General features: G+C 67.7%; 13 protein-coding genes. 7 read left to right on the top strand and 6 right to left on the bottom strand.

Annotated elements, in window-relative coordinates; translation table 11 throughout:
- Nucleotides 1-13: 13 nt before the first annotated feature.
- Both QPK31_RS13760 and QPK31_RS13755 read right to left on the bottom strand, forming a co-directional pair.
- Entirely contained in the window at nucleotides 14-1,156 is a 1,143-nt protein-coding gene (locus QPK31_RS13760; protein ID WP_290423498.1) for a mechanosensitive ion channel family protein, read from the bottom strand.
- A 166-nt stretch (nucleotides 1,157-1,322) separates the two neighbouring features.
- Nucleotides 1,323-1,502, bottom strand: coding sequence for a DUF3606 domain-containing protein (locus tag QPK31_RS13755; protein ID WP_290423497.1), 180 nt, complete (start codon nucleotides 1,500-1,502; stop codon nucleotides 1,323-1,325).
- Between the two features lie 292 nt (nucleotides 1,503-1,794).
- Here QPK31_RS13755 and QPK31_RS13750 point away from each other — a divergent pair, with 292 nt between their 5' ends.
- From QPK31_RS13750 to QPK31_RS13740, 3 genes are all read left to right on the top strand, one after another.
- Entirely contained in the window at nucleotides 1,795-4,887 is a 3,093-nt protein-coding gene (locus QPK31_RS13750) for an amidohydrolase family protein (protein ID WP_290423496.1), read from the top strand.
- A 79-nt stretch (nucleotides 4,888-4,966) separates the two neighbouring features.
- Nucleotides 4,967-5,284 carry a thioredoxin family protein gene (locus tag QPK31_RS13745; protein ID WP_290423495.1) on the top strand — a complete coding sequence of 106 codons (318 nt, stop codon included), beginning with the start codon at nucleotides 4,967-4,969 and terminating at the stop codon, nucleotides 5,282-5,284.
- Entirely contained in the window at nucleotides 5,281-6,573 is a 1,293-nt protein-coding gene (locus QPK31_RS13740; protein ID WP_290423494.1) for an MFS transporter, read from the top strand. The genes QPK31_RS13745 and QPK31_RS13740 overlap by 4 nt, the downstream gene beginning before the upstream one ends.
- 332 nt (nucleotides 6,574-6,905) lie before the next feature.
- Here QPK31_RS13740 and QPK31_RS13735 read toward each other — a convergent pair whose 3' ends face one another.
- Together QPK31_RS13735 and QPK31_RS13730 are read right to left on the bottom strand one after the other, a co-directional pair.
- Nucleotides 6,906-7,721, bottom strand: a complete 816-nt coding sequence (locus tag QPK31_RS13735) for a DUF481 domain-containing protein (protein ID WP_308633770.1) — start codon at nucleotides 7,719-7,721, stop codon at nucleotides 6,906-6,908.
- 226 nt (nucleotides 7,722-7,947) lie between these two features.
- Nucleotides 7,948-9,240, bottom strand: a complete 1,293-nt coding sequence (locus QPK31_RS13730) for an NCS2 family permease (protein WP_290423492.1) — start codon at nucleotides 9,238-9,240, stop codon at nucleotides 7,948-7,950.
- A 232-nt stretch (nucleotides 9,241-9,472) separates the two neighbouring features.
- On the opposite strand from QPK31_RS13730, the gene QPK31_RS13725 reads away from it, so the two are divergent.
- From QPK31_RS13725 to QPK31_RS13715, 3 genes are all read left to right on the top strand, one after another.
- Entirely contained in the window at nucleotides 9,473-11,752 is a 2,280-nt protein-coding gene (locus tag QPK31_RS13725; RefSeq protein WP_290423491.1) for an ATP-binding protein, read from the top strand.
- Nucleotides 11,753-11,827: 75 nt separating this feature from the next.
- Entirely contained in the window at nucleotides 11,828-13,045 is a 1,218-nt protein-coding gene (locus QPK31_RS13720; protein ID WP_290423490.1) for a hypothetical protein, read from the top strand.
- Nucleotides 13,046-13,623: 578 nt separating this feature from the next.
- Nucleotides 13,624-14,799 carry a glycosyltransferase gene (locus QPK31_RS13715; protein WP_290423489.1) on the top strand — a complete coding sequence of 392 codons (1,176 nt, stop codon included), beginning with the start codon at nucleotides 13,624-13,626 and terminating at the stop codon, nucleotides 14,797-14,799.
- Nucleotides 14,800-15,146: 347 nt separating this feature from the next.
- On the opposite strand, the gene QPK31_RS13710 is transcribed toward QPK31_RS13715, so the two are convergent.
- Complete coding sequence (locus tag QPK31_RS13710) at nucleotides 15,147-16,241, bottom strand: mechanosensitive ion channel family protein (protein WP_290423488.1); 1,095 nt, start codon at nucleotides 16,239-16,241, stop codon at nucleotides 15,147-15,149.
- Between the two features lie 123 nt (nucleotides 16,242-16,364).
- On the opposite strand from QPK31_RS13710, the gene QPK31_RS13705 reads away from it, so the two are divergent.
- A complete protein-coding gene (locus tag QPK31_RS13705; protein WP_290423487.1) occupies nucleotides 16,365-16,802 on the top strand; it encodes an NUDIX hydrolase in 438 nt (145 codons plus the stop codon).
- Here QPK31_RS13705 and QPK31_RS13700 read toward each other — a convergent pair.
- On the bottom strand, nucleotides 16,747-18,039 hold the full coding sequence (locus QPK31_RS13700) for a hybrid sensor histidine kinase/response regulator (RefSeq protein ID WP_290423486.1): 1,293 nt from the start codon (nucleotides 18,037-18,039) through the stop codon (nucleotides 16,747-16,749). The genes QPK31_RS13705 and QPK31_RS13700 overlap by 56 nt on opposite strands.
- Nucleotides 18,040-18,041: the final 2 nt, after the last annotated feature.

Here is an 18,041-nt window from a genome sequence, read left to right as displayed (position 1 = left end):
GGAGACCGGCAGCTCAGGCGCCTTGCGGCAGGCTGCGCAGGGTTGCCGGTGGTCTGACCCGGCCTTCCGCCGGGAGTTCGGGTGCGGCATCGGGCAGCGGCTCCTGCAGCAGCAGTTGCTGGGCGCGCGGCGCGGTCGAGATCTTCAGCGCGGCGAACATCTGCATCGCCGCCAGCAGGATCGCCTGCTGGGTGCTCATGAACAAATCGTAGTCCGCGGTCTGCATGGTGTAGACGACTTCGTACTCGATGAAGTTCTGGTCGTACTTGCTCAGGTGGGCGCGGCCGAAGCTGACCTTGTCCTGCGCCTCGATGATGGCCTTGACCGCCTCCGGCACCTTGGCGGCCAGCGCCGCCGGCGTGTCGGGATGGGCGCGCAGGGTGAACACGATGCGGCGCGTCTGCATGCGCTTGAAGTTCGACACCGTGTCCTTCAGCAGCGCCGCGTTCGAAATCACGATCTGCTCGCCGCTCGCGGCACGCAGCCGGGTGGTCTTCAGGCCGACCTTTTCCACCGTGCCCGAGATGCTGCCGGTGGAAATGGAGTCACCCACCTCGAACGGCTTGTCGAGGGCGATCGAGAGCGAGGCGAACAAATCGCCCAGCACGTTCTGCACCGCCAGCGCGATGGCGATGCCGCCGATCCCGAGGCTGGCGACAAAGGTGCTGACGTCGATCCCCATGTTCGACAGCAGGGCCAGCGCGAAGATGACCCAGACCGCCGTCTGCAGCACCCAGATGATCAGGGTGTGGGCGATCGTCACCTGGCCGTCGTTGCCGTGGTGCGAGTGGGTGCGGAAGTAGCGGCTTGCGGTGACCTTGACGGCATTGTGCAGGTAGATCGCCAGCTGCAGGCCGAGCGTCAGGAACCACAGGTGGCCGACGCGCGCGTTCCAGGGCGGCGGCAGGTCGAGTGCCGACAGGCCGATCAGCACGGCGGTGGCCAGCACCACCAGGTTGCTGGTGCGGGCCAGGGTCTTGCGCAGCACTTCGGCGACCGGGCGGTGCGCCGACTCGTCGCTCAACTGGTCGAGGCGGCGCCGGAACAGGGCCAGCGCGGCATGGATGGCCAGGAAGGAAGCAACCGCCAGGCCGGCGGCGAACAAGGCATTGGTCAGCGAAATGTCGAGCGATGCAATAAAGGCGCGGATATCCACATTGGGCTCCTTTCACGGAAGGGGTGGCGCAAGGGCGCGCGGACGGATGGCAGCCGGCGCCGCTGGCGCGGGCTCCCGGGTACGCTGCCGCGGCTGGCCGACGGCAAGTCGGGCGCCAGCGGCGGCAGGGGATGGACGCGCAGGGCGTCCGGGGGAGAGCTGGGTGTTACTGTTTGCCGAGGTGTGCGCGCACGGCGCTGACCGAAGGGCCGACCGCTTTCACGGCTTTTTCGAGCTCTTCCTTCGACACGCCCAGGGCTTCGGTCCAGTGGCGCACTTCGTAATCCTCGTGCACGTCGATACGGGAACGGTCCTGCTGGCCGCGGTCTTGTTTGTTGTCGGACATGATGGCCTCCTATTGACGAGTTTGCATCCAATATGCCAGTGGCCTCGGGCCTGGTCCGTTAAGCACTTCACCTTCTGCTTGCATTTCTTATATGCACCTCTACTGCGAAACTTCCCCGAAGTTCCTCACAGTCAGCAGCGAGACTTGAGCGAAATCAGTCCCGATGCGTTCTGCCTGCGATGCATTTCCAGTCAGACTCAGCAGTAAGTTTGGCGTAAGAAGCGAGCCCGAGCATCGATGAGTCGCCCGCGCACCACTTTGGTGCATTTAGGCAACTCATCCGGAGGAACACATGAAGAATCGAATCGGCTTGCGGCAGTCATGCGTGCGTACTGCCCTGGCGGCCGCCGTCGGCGCGGCCTTGCTCTCGGCTTGCCAATGGCCCGGCGGCACGACGGTGGACCAGCTGAACGGACTGCACGGGCCAACCCGCGACCTGATTGTCGAACTGCGCGAAGGTACCAACATGGCCGCCGCGCCTTCGCCGGACGGCAAGCGCATCGTGTTCTCGGCCCAGGGCGCACTCTGGGTGATGCCGGGCGCGGGCGGACGCGCGGTGCGCATTACCGACTACACGCTGGAACCGACCGCACCCGTCTGGTCGCCGGACGGCAAGCGCATCGCCTTCCAGAATTACGCGCCGGAAGGGAACTTCCATGTCTGGACGATCGATCCGGACGGACGCGAACCGAGGGAGATCACGGCCGGCCCGTATGACGACCGCGAACCGGCCTGGCTGCCGGACGGCAGCGGCCTGGTATTCTCGTCGGACCGCAGCGGCGACGGCCAGTACAAGATCTGGAGCGTGGCCCTGGGCGGCGCGGCGCCGGTGCAGCTGACCACCGGCCCTGGCGCGGAAAGCAATCCGGTGGTGTCGCCCGACGGCACGCGCCTGGCCTATGTGGATGGCAGCAACGTGCTCACCGCGCCGATTACCGGCGGCGCCCCGACGACCGTCGCACCCGGCACGGCGCCGGCCTGGACGCCGGACGGCAGCGCGCTGGTCTACCAGAACGCGGCGCGCCAGCTTGTGTTGGGCGGTGCCCAGGTCAGCACCGACGAAGACATCTTTCCGTTCCCGGCGCGCTTCCTGGCCGACGGCCGCTTCCTGTACACCAGCGACGGCAAGATCCGCACGCGCGACGCCGCCGGCGGCGCCCGCCAGGACCTTGAGTTTCGTGCCGAACTGAAGCTGCGCCGTCCGGTCCTCAAGAAGCCGAAGGAGCGCGGCTTCGACAAGCTTGGCACGCGCCAGGTGGCGGGCATCAGCGCGCCGGTGCTCTCGCCGGACGGCCAGCACATTGCCTTTGTCGCCCTCAACGATGTCTGGACCATGCGCATCGGAGAAGAGCCGGTACGCGTGACGGACGACCTTGATCGCGACGCCAATCCGCAATGGACGGCCGATGGCCGGGCGGTGTACTTCTCTTCCGAGCGGGGCAACGCCGGTCAGCTGGCGGTGGACCAGGTCGACCTGGCCAGCGGCACGCGCACCCGCCTGGCCGCGATTCCCGGCCGCTCGATGGTCACGCCCAAGCTGTCGCCGGACGGCGGCCGCATCGCCTACACCACGCTCTCGGGCCAGCTGGAAATCTGGAACCGCGCCACGAACACCCCGGAAGTGATCATCGCTTCGAACAGCACCCAGGTCAGCACGCCGCAATGGACACCGGACGGGCGCCGCATCCTGCTGGTCGATAACGAGCGCATCAACAACCGCTTCCGCGAGGGCTACAACAAGCTGCGCGTGATCGACCTGGCCAGCCGCACCGGCACCTTTTACGCGGTGGCGCCGGCGCCGCAGCAGATCTCCGAACGCGACGAAGGCGCGGCCGCGCTGGCGCCGGACGGCAGCAAGGTGGCCTTCATCATGGACTCGCGCCTGCACGTGATGCCGCTGGACGCGAACGGGGCCCCGGCCGGGCCGGCGCGCCAGGTCACGGACGACATCGCCGACCTGCCGGTGTGGGGCGGCGATTCGCAGACGATCCTGTACAAGTCGGCCGAACGCGTGCGCACCGTGCGTGCCGACGGCAGCAACATGCGCGACATCCCGGTGCGGCTCGCATGGCGCCAGCAGGTGCCGCAGGGCCGCACCCTGGTCCACGCCGGCGCGCTGTGGGACGGCGTCGGGGCCGCGCTGCGCCACGACGTCGACATCGTATTGGAGGGCAACCGCATCGTCTCGGTGGCGCCCCACGCGGCCCACGAAGCCGGCGCGCGCGTGGTCGATGCCGGCGGCTTGACGGTGATGCCGGGCCTGATCGAGACCCACCTGCATCCGCTGACCCTGTACCAGGGCGGCCAGTTCGGCCAGATCGCCCAGCTGATGCTGTCCTACGGCGTGACCACCGCGCAATCGGTGGCAGGGCCGCTGCACCAGAGCGTGGAGATGCGCGAGGCGCTGGAAGCGGGCAAGCTGATCGGGCCGCGCCTGTTCGTCTCGCCGCCGCTGTGGGAGGGCAACCGCCTGTTCTACAGCTTCGCGCGGACCCTGCGCACGCCGCAGATCGCCCAGCTCGAGATCGACAAGGCCAAGCGCATGGATGCCGACTTCCTGAAGAGCTATGTGCGGGCGCCGATCCCGGTCATGGAGCGTATCGCGCAAGGGGCGCTCGACCTGGGCGTGCCGAGCGGGACCCACATGGTGCAGCCGGGCGCCGCGACCGGCCTGCTTGGGACCACCCATTTGTCGGCGACCCAGCGCATGGGCTATGGCTGGTCGAAGTCGTTCGCGCGGCTGGTGACCTACCAGGACGCGGCCGATGTGTATGGCAAGGGCGGCTTCAACCTGATCGACACGCTGTTCTCGAGCAGCGCGCTGGCCGGGCTCGACCCCGGCATCGCCACGGATCCGCGTTTCATCCTGGTGCCGCCGAATTTTGTCGCCGGCCTGCAGAACGCCGCGCCGCCGACCGCTGCGCAGATTGCCACCATCGTCAACGACGCCACCCAGCAGGCCAAAGTGAAAGCGGCGGGCGCGCTGGTGGCCAACGGCACCGATTCGCCGCTGGTGGTGCCGGGCATTTCGCTGCACCTGAACCTGCGCGGCGCGGCCCTGGTGCAGGGCAACCTGGCGGCCTTGCAGTCGGCCACGCGCGACGCGGCACGGATCGCGCTGGTGGGCGACGACCTGGGCACGATCGAGCGAGGCAAGCTGGCCGACCTGATCGTCGTGAACGGCAACCCGCTGCAGGACCTGAAGGCGGCCGCCGATGTGCGCCTGGTGATCAAGAACGGCCGCGTGTACACCCAGGACGAGATCCTGGCGCCGGCGCGCACGAAGGAACAAGTCGAGGCACGGCGTCTCGCTTTGCAGGCCCAGGAAGGCCTGTGCCGCGCGCAGCCGCACCATTGCGAAACCGGGGAGGGCCATGCGCATTGAATGAAAAGTTGCAGTACTAACTCTTCCATGGCGTTTTGAGGTAGGCTTATTACATAAAACACCATGGAGGAGCCAACGTATGACCTATGAAGCAACCCAGCCGGAGCGCAGCGCGATCGATGCGGCCTCCGGCATCACCGCCGTCGACTTCGGCACCAACTGGTGCGGCTATTGCCGCGCCGGCGAGCCGCTGATCGAGCAGGCATTGCAGGACTACCCCCAGGCCAAACACATCAAGGTCGAGGATGGCCCGGGCCGTGCGCTGGGACGCTCGTTCCGCATCAAGCTGTGGCCGACCGTGGTGGTCATGAAGGACGGCGTGGAAGTCGCGCGGGTGACCCGTCCGCTTGACGCCGACGAAGTGCGTGCAGCCCTGGCCAAGGCGGGCAATCCATGACCGCGCCGAAGAACCGCGCGCGCACGGTATTGTTCGCCAGCCTGATCGGCACCACCATCGAATTCTTCGACTTCTACATCTACGCCACGGCGGCGGTGCTGGTCTTCCCGAAGCTGTTCTTCCCGGGCTCGGACCCGACCGCGGCCATGCTGCAGTCCTTCGCCACCTTCGCCATCGCCTTCTTCGCGCGGCCGATCGGCTCGGCCGTGTTCGGCCACTACGGCGACCGCATCGGCCGCAAGGCCACGCTGGTCGCGGCCCTGCTGACCATGGGCGTCTCGACCATCGTGATCGGCCTCTTGCCGACCTACGCCACCATCGGCACCCTGGCGCCGCTGCTGCTGGCCTTGTGCCGCTTCGGCCAGGGCCTGGGCCTGGGCGGCGAATGGGGCGGGGCGGTGCTGCTCGCCACCGAGAACGCGCCGCCGGGCAAGCGCGCCTGGTATGGCATGTTCCCGCAGCTGGGCGCGCCGATCGGCTTCTTCCTGTCGGGCGGCACCTTCCTGCTGCTCACCCAAACCCTGAGCGAAGACCAGTTCTTCGCCTGGGGCTGGCGCGTGCCCTTCCTGGCCAGCGCGATCTTGGTGGCCGTCGGCCTGTACGTGCGTTTGAAAATCACCGAGACGCCCGACTTCCAGAAGGTGCTGGACCGCGGCGAGCGCGTGAAGGTGCCGGTCGTCGCCGTGCTGCGCGACCATGGCGGCCCGCTGGTGCTGGGCACGCTGATGGCGCTGTCGACCTTCGTGCTGTTCTACCTGATGACGGTGTTCGCGCTGAGCTGGGGCACGACCGCGCTGGGCTTCTCGCGCACCGACTTCCTGTTCATGCAGTTGGGCGCGGTGGTGTTCTTCGGCCTGACGATCCCGCCGTCGGCGCTGATCGCCGACCGCTTCGGCCGGCGCGCGGCGATGATCGCGGTGACGCTCGGGATCACGCTCTTCGGCCTCACCTTCGGCCAGCTGTTCGTGTCCGGCCACATGGGCACCGTGATGCTGTTCATGATCATCGGCCTGGGCCTGATGGGACTGACCTACGGCCCGCTCGGCACGCTGCTGGCCGAGCTGTTCCCGCCGGCGGTGCGCTACACCGGCGCCTCGCTGACCTTCAACCTGGCGGGCATCCTGGGCGCATCGCTGGCGCCCTACATCGCCACCAAGCTGGCGACCGAGTACGGGATCGCATCGGTGGGCTGGTACCTGTCGGCCGCAGCGCTGCTGAGCCTGGTGGCGCTGATCCTCACCTCGGGCAAGGCGCGCGAGCACGTGCGCGAAAAAGCGGTGGCTGAGTAAGGGAGGCGGCGCCGTGCTGAACGGCGCCGTTGAAATTCGTAGAGCGTGTGAAAAAATTGTCAGGGCAAGGGATACGGCCCACCGGCGCCGAGTCGAAGACAGTACGAATGTACGGCGAGACGAGGCAACGCAGCCATGGCGATTTTTTCACACGCTCGTAGGGTGGACTCCCGAGTCCACGCGGTCGTGCCATGGAACACCGCAACGCTTGCGAACGTCGTCGCATGCATGCTTAGCAGGCTGTGAACCGCATGCCGATATGCCCGGGCGGTACCGCGTGGACTCGGGAGTCCACCCTACGGAAGTCGAACGCGTGCCGGCCGGGGAAGCGGTTAGAACGAATACACCAGCGTCAGCGAGGTCTGCGTATCCGTGTTCTTCTTGTCCTCGGGGACGTTGGTGTCGTTGCGGGCGCTGAAGGCGGCCTTCATCTGCATGGTGTCGTTGATCTTGGTGCTCAGCGACGATTCCGCGATCGAGTGCACGTTCGAGGTGCCGCGCTCCACGCTCACGGTCTGGACGAACGCCGCCGACGGGCTGACCTGCCAGCGGAAGCGGGCCGCGCCGCGTACGGTGAAGCCGTTCTCGGTGTCGCCGGTCTCGCGCTGGCCGGTGAAATAACCCGGACCGATTTCCACATCGAGCGCCTTGGTGTCGGTATTGAACAGCTGCGAGCCGTGACCGACCGCGAACGAGGTATAGCGCGTGTAGGCGCCGAACTTGTCGTTCACGTGCGAGGCCAGCGCAAAGGCGCGCGAGCCTTCCTTCATCAGCTTGTAGGCGGCCTTGGCCGACAGGGCCCAGCGCTCGGCCGAACGCTGGCGATAACGCTCGCCGTCGTCGTCGGTGATCTCGTCTTCCTTGAAGAAGCCGCTCAGGATGTATTCGTTGCTCCAGTCGGCCGTCTCGTGACGGGCGTCGATCTTGCCGGTGACCGAGGTGCCGGTGGTGTTGCCGGTGGTGCTGATCGCGCCCAGCTCGGCCGAGGTGAACCAGCCGCCTTCGGGAATGGTCTCCGGGCGGGCGACGGTCAGGCCGCTGTGGATGTTGCCGATGGTCGGGAGCTCGTCGGCAGCGCCGCCGGCGGCGGCTGCGGCGCCGTGTGCGCAGGCCAGCAGGGCCAGCGCGTACAGGGGAAGAGATTTCATAAGCATCGTTGCGTTGTGCACGGCTGCGGCGGCCCGGGGGCCGCTGCACGCCGGTCGTTCATTCGTTCGCGGGAAGGAGCGCCGGTGCACGTCGTGCGGCAGTGGGGCTCGGCCCACATTGTATCCCAGAAGCAGCACGTGCACGCCTTCCGGTCAGCCGGAAATCGCGGCCGCGGCGCTTGTGCGGCAGATAAACGACTCAGCCGTAGGCGCCGCGGGAGCACGTTCATGTTCCGATATAGACGATCTTGAAAATGAATAGTGCGGCAATGATCCAGACGATGGGTTTCACGTCGCGCGCGCGGCCGGTGGTCAGCTTCAGCGCCGCATAGGTGATGAAGCCGAAGGCGATGCCTTCCGCGATCGAGTAGGTGAAGGGGATCACCAGCGCGGTGATCGCCGCCGGGATGCTCTCGGTGGTGTCGCCCCATTCGATGTCGCCGAGGTCGCGCAGCATCAGGCAGGCCACAAAAAGGAGGGCAGGGGCGGTGGCGTAGGCCGGCACCACGCCGGCCAGCGGCGCGATGAACAGGCAGGCCAGGAACAGCACCGCCACGGCCAGCGCCGTCAGGCCGGTGCGCCCGCCGGCCTGGACCCCGGCCGCGCTTTCGATGTAGGCGGTGGTGCTGGAGGTGCCCAGCACCGAGCCGGCGACGATCGCGCCGCTGTCGGCCAGCAGGGCCTTGTTCAAACGTTCCATCTTGCCCTCGACCAGCAGGCCGGCGCGGCTGGCCACGCCCATCAGGGTGCCGGTGGCGTCGAACAGCTCGACCAGGAAGAACACCAATACCACGTTCAAAATACCGACCGACAGTGCGCCCGGAATGTCCAGCTTGAACAGGGTCGGATCGATCGACGGCGGCGCCGAGAAGATGCCCTTGAAGGTATTCCCGCCGAAGAAGAAGCTCAGTACCGTGACCACGATGATGCCGATCAGGATCGCGCCGCGCACCTTCAGGCGGTCGAGGGTGACGATCAGGATGAAGCCGATGATGGCCATCACCGCCGGCGGCGCGTGCAGGTCGCCGGCCTTCACCAGGGTCGGCTCGCTGCCGACCACGATGCCGGCGTTCTTCAGCGCGATCAGGGCCAGGAACATGCCCAGGCCGACGGTGATCGCCACCCGCAGCGAATGCGGGATGCCGTTGACGATCATGCCGCGCAGCCCGAACACCGAGACCAGGATGAACAGGCAGCCCGAGATGAACACGGCGCCCAGCGCCGCCGGCCAGGCCACGCCCATGCCCAGCACTACGGCGTAGGCGAAGTAGGCGTTCAGGCCCATGCCGGGCGCCATGCCGATCGGGTAGTTGGCGTACAGGCCCATGACGGCGGTGCCGAGGGCGGCGACGATGCAGGTGGCGACGAACACCGACTCCTTCGGCATGCCGGCGTCGCCCAGGATCGAGGGGTTGACGAAGATGATGTAGGCCATCGTCAGGAAAGTCGTCAGGCCGGCGAGCAGCTCGGTGCGGACGTCGGTGCCGCTTTCCTTGAGTTTGAAAAAGTGATTGAGCATGAACGGCTGCGCTCCGGAGTAAAAAGTGGGTCGTTGGATGGATGAGCGAAGCATACACCGGCGCACGCCGCCCCGTCAGCAAGCTTGCCGAAAAGCCCATAAAGCTGTCGATTGCGCCCACCCCGTTGCGCGGTAATGCCGTGTAAATATTCTTTCCTTGATTTATGTTGCAGCATTGGTATCATCGATTTGCTGGCTGTCATGTCGACGGCCGTCCGCCTGTGAGCCCGCGATGCGAATCCGTGCCTACCTGTACCTGATGGCCGCAGCAATCATGATTCCGGTCGTCGTCTTCGCCGGACTGACGCTGCGCCAGCTGCAGCAAGCCGAAACCGGCGCCGCCCTCGACGGGGTGGCCCAGAGCGCCCAGCGCGTGGCCATGCTGGTCGACGACGAACTCGACGACGCCGAAGTGCACCTGCGCGCGCTGGCGGCATCGAAGGCCCTGGCCGCCGGCGACCTGGCCGCCTTCCGCGAGGAAGCGGTGAACGCGCCGCACGGCAGTTCGAGCTGGATCGTCCTGCTCGACGAGCAGGGGCGCCAGCTGGTGAATACCGTGGCCCCGGCCGGCACCGTGCTGCCGACCGACCCCAGCCACCCGAACATCGCCGTCCTCTTCAGCCAGCAGCGCGCCCTGGCCACCGACCTGGTGACGGGGCGGGTCAGCGGGCGCCTGATGACCTACCTGGCGCTGCCTGTCTCCAGCGGCGGACGGCGTTATGCCCTGGCCGCCGGCTTCAGCAACGAACACTTCCGGCGCCACCTGGGCGCGGGCGGCATCCCGGCCGACTGGCAGGTCGACCTGGTCGACCGCAAGGGCAAGCTGATCGCATCGAATCTCGGCTCGGTCGAGCTGGTCGGGCAGGCGGTCAACCCGGCGCTGACCAGCGCGGCCGCATCGGCCGAACACGGCATGCTGACCCTGCCGATGCGGCGCGGCGAACCGGCCAATACCGCCTTCGTGCACGCCGGCGCCTCCGGCTGGACCGTGGCGGTGGCGGCGCCGGCCGAGCTGATCGCGGCGCGCGAGCGCGGCGCCTGGCAGATGGCGGGCGGCGGCCTGCTGGCGGCGCTGGGCTGCGCGGCGCTGCTTGCCACCTGGTTCGGGCGCGTGCACGCGCGTGCGCTGCGCCAGGCTGTCGACGCGGCCTCGGCGCTGGCGAACGGCGCCAGGCCGGAGCCGGGCAGCTCGCGCATCGTCGAGATCGAGCACCTGTTCGAGGCCCTGCGCCATGCAGGGGATGAACTGCGGCGTGCCCAGGCCTTCCGCGAGCAGGCCGGCAACGAACGCCAGCTGATGCTCGAGCGCGCCCAGCACGCGCGCCAGACCGCGGAAGAGGAAAACCGCGCCAAGGACCAGTTCCTGGCCATGCTCGGCCACGAGCTGCGCAATCCGCTGGCACCGATCGGCACCGCCGCCCAGCTGCTCAAGATGCCGGGCCTGGACGTGCACCGCGCCCGCTACGCCGCCGACGTCATCGGCCGCCAGATCGAGCACATGAACCGCCTGCTGGGCGACATGCTCGACGTCTCGCGGGTCACGCGCGGGCTGGTCAGCCTGAACCTGGAAGACGTCGACCTGCGCGGCGTGGTCGAGCGCGCGGTCGAGCAGACGCGCCCGCTGATGGAGGAATGCCACCACCGCCTGGAACTGCGCCTGCCGCCGCAGCCGGTGCTGGTGCGCGCCGACCAGACCCGCCTGACCCAGGTGGTGGCCAACCTGCTGACCAACTCCGCCAAGTACACCCCGCCGCACGGCCATGTGCAGCTGAGCCTGGCCAGCGAGGGCGGCGAAGCCACGCTCTCGGTGGCCGACGACGGCGAGGGCATCACGCCGGAGCTGCTGCCGCGCGTGTTCGACCTGTTCTCGCAGGGCGAGCGCAAGGCGGACCGGCCCCAGGGCGGGCTGGGACTGGGGCTGGCCCTGGTGCGCAGCCTGGTGCAGCTGCACGGCGGCAGCGTCGACGTCAGCAGCCCGGGACGCGGCGGCGGCAGCATCTTCACGGTCAAGCTGCCGCTGAAGATCGAGTTGCCGGCCCTGAGCCGGCAACCGGCGCTGCCGCAGGCCGCTCCCCAGGCCGATATGACGAACGGCCTGCGCATCATGCTGGTCGACGACAATATCGACGCCGCGGTCAGCCTGTCGCTGCTGCTGGAAGCGGCCGGCGACCACCTGGTATCGACTTATTACGACGCCTCCAGCGCGCTCGAATGGGCCGCCTTCGAGCGCCCCGACGCCTTCATCCTCGACATCGGGCTGCCCGACATGAACGGCTACGAGCTGGCGCGGCGCCTGCGTGCGATGCCGGAGTTCGCCGGCACCATGTTGATCGCGCTGACCGGCTACGGCCAGCTGCAGGACAAGGTCAGGGCGCGCGAAGCCGGCTTCGACCAGCACATCGCCAAGCCGGCCGAGCCGGAGGCCATCCTGGCGGCGCTGGCGACGGTCCGGGTGGCCGGCGCCGACCACCCGAACGAGCGTGCCGGCGAGCGGGCCAACTACACGCAATAGCCAGCCTTCAGGCAACGCGCGCTCCGGCGCGCCGATTTGCTACCATGGCGCCTTCATCAACCGATATCCATGCCCATGCCGAAAAATAAGAAGCCGGCGCCGCGCAAAGGCGCAGCCTCCCATTCCTCCGCCGACGAACCCGATCTCGACGCGCTGGCCCAGGCCCTGGCCGACCTGGCGCTTGACGTGGCCGAAGGCGAGGAAGGCGACCCGGAACTGGCCGCCGCGCGCGAGGAAGAGCTGGTGGTAACGGTGCGCAAGGCGCTGCGCCGCAAGCGCGACGAGGTGCTGTACGGCGCCATCGAGCTGGCCCGCTTCACCGATCCGGAAGCCTGCCGCCTGCTGCGCGCCCACATCGGCGAGCAGGCCGCGACCCTGCACATCCGCAAGGAAGGCGAGCCGGAGCGCGAGATCGACGCCTTCCTGATCCCGCTGTTCGTGCGCAGCAGCGGCGGCCTGGTGGCCGCGGAAACCTTCGCCGAAGATGCCGCCTACGAGGAACTGGCGGCCAGCTTCATCGCCGCCGACCTCGACAGCAAGGACGCGAAGGTGGCGCTGGTGCGCCACGCCTACGACCTGGCCGAGATCGACCACATTCCCTACAGCGCCCTGCAGGAGCTGCTGCGCGAAGCGGCCGCGAGCATGACCAGCAGGAAGCCCGTGGCGGCGCCGCTGCTGGAAGCGAGCATCCGCGGTTGGAGCGGCGAACGCTTCGCCCCCGACGAAGAGGCGATGGAACTGCGCTTCCTGCTCGGCTTCTCGATGAAGCGGGTGGGCGACCCGTTCTACGAGGTGCCGAAGGATGAAATCGGCGCCGACGTGTACTTTGCCGAACGCATGCGCCGCTACCGCGCATGGACCGAGCGCGTGGCGCCGCTGGTGGCGCGCTGCCTGGCGCAAGACCCCGAGCGCGTGGCCATCAACTTCCTCTACCAGGACCTGTTCTACGGAGCCAAGGAAGGGGGCGTGGCCGAGCTGGCCCTGCTGGGCCTGCTGTCCGAGATCAACGGCTTGCTGCTGGAGAAGGAACTGGCGCCCGATGCCGTGCGCGCCGTGGTGGCGCCGGTCGACGGCGGCGAGCACATCATCCTGCGCGTGAACCTGTATGCGCTCGACGGCGGCCCGCCCTGGGGCGGTGTGGAGAAGCCGGTCGACCTTGCGGCCGATCTCGGCGCCGAGGTCGACGAGCTGTGCCACGCCCTGGGCTCGATCGGCATCGACGATGTGTCGACCGCCGACAGCTTCAGCGCAGACGGGCATCCCGAGGGCGCCCAGCCCTATCCGCCGGAATAAGCGCCGGAATAAGCGCCGGAATAGTCGCAGGAGACAAGCGCCGGAGACAAGCGCCGGACACAAGCGCCGGACACAAGCGCCGGAGCAGGGTGCTCGACCCATGCTGCGGCGCAGCATTCTCATCCGTATCGACCCGCCTGGCCGTGCCTTCCGCACGGTCGTTCCTTTCCTCCAGGCCTACAGCCTCTGCCTGCTTTTGCGGCATCCCTTATCGGCGCGAAAACCGCCTCGGCAGCGCTTTTCGAAGCCGCGCACGATTGCGCAGCTCAGCAATATGGATGAGTTTTCGTAGTTGTTTTTCTTGTATGTAGGTAGGACTTTCCTTACAGCTGAGGCAGCGCAACACCAGGCGCTCCTATGAGAACGGAAGGTCGGGCGGGACAAAGCCGTTGCCGAAGCCGAATGTTGCGATGCATAACTGAAAATAATGGCAAATTTGCATGTTACGATTGTCCGGTCCGGTGTAACAAAAGCGGCCCACACAGCGTCCCTCGCAGACCGCGCCAGCCCTTTGCGCATCCTTCCGTTACACGGCTCCAAGATCAACTAAAACGCCACCAAGGCGAAAGGAAATCAACATGCAGACCCTTATCGTGTTTTGCCACCTCCGTTGGGATTTCGTGTTTCAGCGTCCCCAGCACCTGATGACGCGTCTGGCCGAACACTACAACATCCTCTTCATCGAGGAACCGGTGCAAACCGAAGGGCCCGCACACCTGAAGAAAACGGCCGTCGCGCCGAACATCACGGTGTGCCAGCCGCATACCAATGTCCCGCACTACGGCTTCCACGACGACCAGATCCCGGTCCTGCAAGGCCTGCTGTCCGACCTGGTGCCGGAAGGCGAACGTCCGGTCGTCTGGTTCTACACCCCGATGGCGCTGCCGCTGCTGCAGGGCCTGGACCCGGCCCTGGTCGTCTACGACTGCATGGACGAACTGGCCGCCTTCAAGAACCCGCCGAAGCAGCTGCTGCAGCGCGAATCGGCGCTGCTGAACATCGCCGACCTGGTCTTCACCGGCGGCCCGAGCCTGTACGAAGCCAAGAAGAACCGCCACGCCAACGCCCACTGCTTCTCGAGCAGCGTCGACGCCGCCCACTTCCGCCAGGCCCTGGACGCCGCCATCTCGCACCCGGACCAGGCCCATGTCGCCGGTCCGCGCCTGGGCTTCTACGGCGTGATCGACGAGCGCTTCGACACCGGCCTGGTGCGCGAGATGGCCGCCGCCCACCCGGAATGGCAGATCGTGCTGGTTGGCCCGGTCGTGAAGATCGATCCGGCCGAACTGCCGCGCGCCGACAACGTCCACTACATGGGCCAGCGCGGCTATCAGGAACTGCCGCAGTTCCTGGCCGGCTGGGACGTCTGCCTGCTGCCGTTCGCCATGAACGAATCGACCAAGTTCATCAGCCCGACCAAGGTGCTGGAATACATGGCGGCCGAAAAGCCGAGCGTCAGCACCCCGATCACCGACGTCAAGGTGCCGTACGGCGACGTGGTGGCGATCGCCGAGACCCCGGCCGAGTACATCGCCGCCTGCGAGCGCATGCTGGCCCAGTCGGCCGAAGAGAACGCCACCATGGCCAAGCGCATGCGCGAAGTCGTCGCCAACACCTCGTGGGACAAGACCGCCGCCCGCATGCATGAACTGATCAGCAACGCCGTGCCGGGCAAGAAGGCCCGTCCGGCGCCGGTGGCGATCGAAGCCGTCATCGAGAAGCGCGCCGAGCCGCTGCCGGTGCAGGCTGCGTAAGCGATTCGCTGTTTTGTAGAAGCCCGCCCGGCGCAAGCCCGGCGGGCTTTTTTGCGTCCGGTGGAATGGCTGGCGGCGCGCGTTACCTGCGAACGCAACCGTACGGTGGGGCTGTCGAGGCTGGGGGCCTCGACAGCGAAGTGCCCACGCGGTTACGTGCGCGACCTTGCACCTGCTGCGGGAAGATATCGCTCGAATCGCCGAGCGAAGCCACGCCGCATCGTCGGTTTGCCTTCATCGCATCCGTTTCGAGCGACATTTCACCGTAACGGACTCCGGGACCGTGCGTACCGCGTGGGCACGGCGTGCCTAGCGCGGCCCGGCCCACCGTACGACCCCTCGCGCCCTCAATGTTTGAAGGACGCATCCGGCGGCGCGGCCATCACGGGATGCGGCGGCATTCCATCCTGGTCCGCCAGCTTCACGATCGACAACGGATGCGCAAACCGTATCCCTTCGCGCGCGAACCTGCGGTAGATCTCGAGCAGGATGGCCTGCTGGGTATCCATGTGGGCGAGGTAGTCCGGGCTCTGGAAGTGGTACACCACCTCGAAGTTCAGCGACCACTCGCCGTAGTTGAAGAAATGGGCGCGCTCGAAGGCGGCCTGCCGATCGGCGCTCACCACCTCGCGGATCAGCGCCGGAATGCGCGCCAGCTGCTCCTCGCTGCTGCCATAGGCCACGCGCAGCACGAAGGCGACGCGCCGGGTGTCCATGCGCTTGTGGTTGTGGATGCGGCTCTTGAGCAGGTCGCCGTTCGAGAAGATCACCTGCTCGCCGCCCAGGCCGCGCAGGCGCGTGGTCTTCAGGCCGATGTGCTCGACCGAGCCCAGCACGTCGCCAACGATGATGAAATCGCCGATCTCGAAGGGCTTGTCGAGCATGATCGAGAGCGAGGCGAACAGGTCGCCCAGGATGTTCTGCACCGCCAGCGCGACCGCGATGCCGCCCACGCCGAGGCTGGCCACCAGGGCCGTGATGTTGAAGCCGAAATTGTCCAGCACCATCAGGAAGGCCACCACCCACAGCGCCAGGCGGCTCAGGAAGCAGATGATGGTGCGCGACGCGCGCTTGCCGTCTCTGGAAAGGTAGTGGTCGCGCCAGGCGCGCAGCAGGGTGTCGCCCCAGATCGCCAGTTGCAGGATCAGGGCGGCGATCGCCACCCGCGACGCGACCAGGTGCTGCTTGTCGCTCAGGTCCAGGACCAGGGCGCCGAGGTAGGCCGACATCGCCAGCATGATGACGATGTAGGTATTGCGCAGCATCCGGGCGACCAAGGCATGGACATTGCCGTCGGCCATGCCGCCGGTGCCCTGCGACAGGGCCTGCATCCGGTGCAGCACGAAGCGGCGCAGCCAGTACAGGGCCAGCGTCACGCCGAGGGTAATGGCGACGGCGAACGCCCAGCTTTCGAGGGTATTCCTGAGGAAGGTGAAATGCATCCGGGCTCCGGCGTGACGTTCATCCGCCTAGTGTGCGGTGCCCCGCGAGCGGAGCGCGCACAATTGACACCTGGCAGGAAGGAGCCTACATTGCCATCTTTGCAATCGTGAGCCTGCATGGGCATGCGCCAAGACACCCGCCACTACACCGTCTCCTGCGGCACCCTGGTCCTCGACGGCCAGGGCCGGCTGCTGCTCGGCCATGTGACGAACACCGCCGCCTGGGACATCCCGAAAGGCATGCAGGACCCGGGGGAAACGACGCTGGAAGCGGCGATACGCGAACTGTACGAGGAAAGCGGCGCGGCGTTTGCGCCGGAACGCTTCATCGACCTGGGCGAATTCGCCTACCGGCGCGACAAGCGCCTGCACCTGTACCGGGTCGAGGCGGGCGAGGAACTGGGCGACCTGGCGCAGCTGGTGTGCACCAGCTGGTTCCCGCACCACAAGACCGGCAAGCCGACGCTCGAAATGGACGCGTTCCGCTGGGCCGGACGCGATGAAGTCAGCCAGCTTTGCTGGCCGCGGATGGCGAACCTGCTGCTGACGCTGGCGTGGTAGCGCCCTTGGCCGGCGTATGCGGCGCCGGCGGGGCCAGTGCGGCCTCGATCGTGTCGAGCGTGGCCGGCTTGGTCAGGTGCAGGTCGAAGCCGGCCTGCGCACTGCGTTCGCGGTCGGCAGGTCCGCCCCAGCCGGTCAGGGCCACCAGACGCAGGCCGTCGTTGAGCGGGTCCTTGCGGATCGCCGCCGCCACCTCGTAGCCGGACATGCCGGGCATGCCGAGGTCGAGGAAGACCACGCCGGGCGCGAAGCCCGGCAGCATGCGCAGCGCCTCGTGGCCGTCGTTCGCGATCGCGGTCGTGTGTCCCATTGCCGCCAGCAGCGCCGCCAGGGTGTCGGCGGCGTCACGGTTGTCGTCGACCACCAGGATGCGCAGCGCGTCGAGCGTGCGCGCAGCGGCGGGTCCGGCCTCGCATGCCGCGCCGGGCGCCTGCGCGGCGGCCAGCGGCAGGCGCACCGTGAACACGCTGCCGGCGCCGATGCCGGGGCTGGCAGCGCGCACGCTGCCGCCGTGCAGTTCCACCAGGCTGCGCACCAGCGACAGGCCGATCCCGAGTCCGCCGAGGCTGCCGTTGCTGCCGACCTGGGTGAACATCTGGAACACGCGTTCGAGTGCGTCCTCTGCGATGCCGATGCCGTTGTCGGAGACGGTCATGGCAAGCTCGCCGCCATCCACCGCAGCCGCCAGTTCGATGGCGCCGCCGCGTGGCGTGTAGCGCGCCGCGTTGTTCAGGAGATTGCTGAGCACCTGGGTCAGGCGCGTCGGGTCGCCGTACAGCGTCACCGGCTCGGCCGGCAGGCGCAGGCTGAAGCGGTGGCGCGCGGCCTCGATCAGCGGCGCGCTGGTGTCGGCGGCCGCCCTCAGGAGCTCGCCGAGGTCGATCCATTCGCGCCGCAGCTCGACCTGGCCGCGCGTCACGCGGGCGACGTCGAGCAGGTCGTCGACCAGGTGCACCAGCTGGTCGAGCTGGCGGTCCATGATCGCGTGCACGCGGGCGCTGGCTTCCGGGTCGGCTCCGGCACGGCGCAGCAGCTGCACGCCGCTCCTGATCGGCGCCAGCGGGTTGCGCAGCTCGTGGGCGAGGGTGGCCAGGAACTCGGTCTTCAGGCGGTTCGCCTCGGCCAGGTCGGCCGCCAGGCGGCGCAGCTCTTCCTCGCCGCGGCGCTGCTCGGTGATGTCCTTGAACAGCACCGCCACCCGGTGCGCGTCCGGCTCGCCGATGCGGGTCGCGTACAAGT

Source organism: Massilia sp. YIM B02769, assembly GCF_030411995.1.
GTDB lineage: Bacteria > Pseudomonadota > Gammaproteobacteria > Burkholderiales > Burkholderiaceae_D > Telluria.
This window is presented reverse-complemented; position numbering and strand designations above follow the sequence as displayed.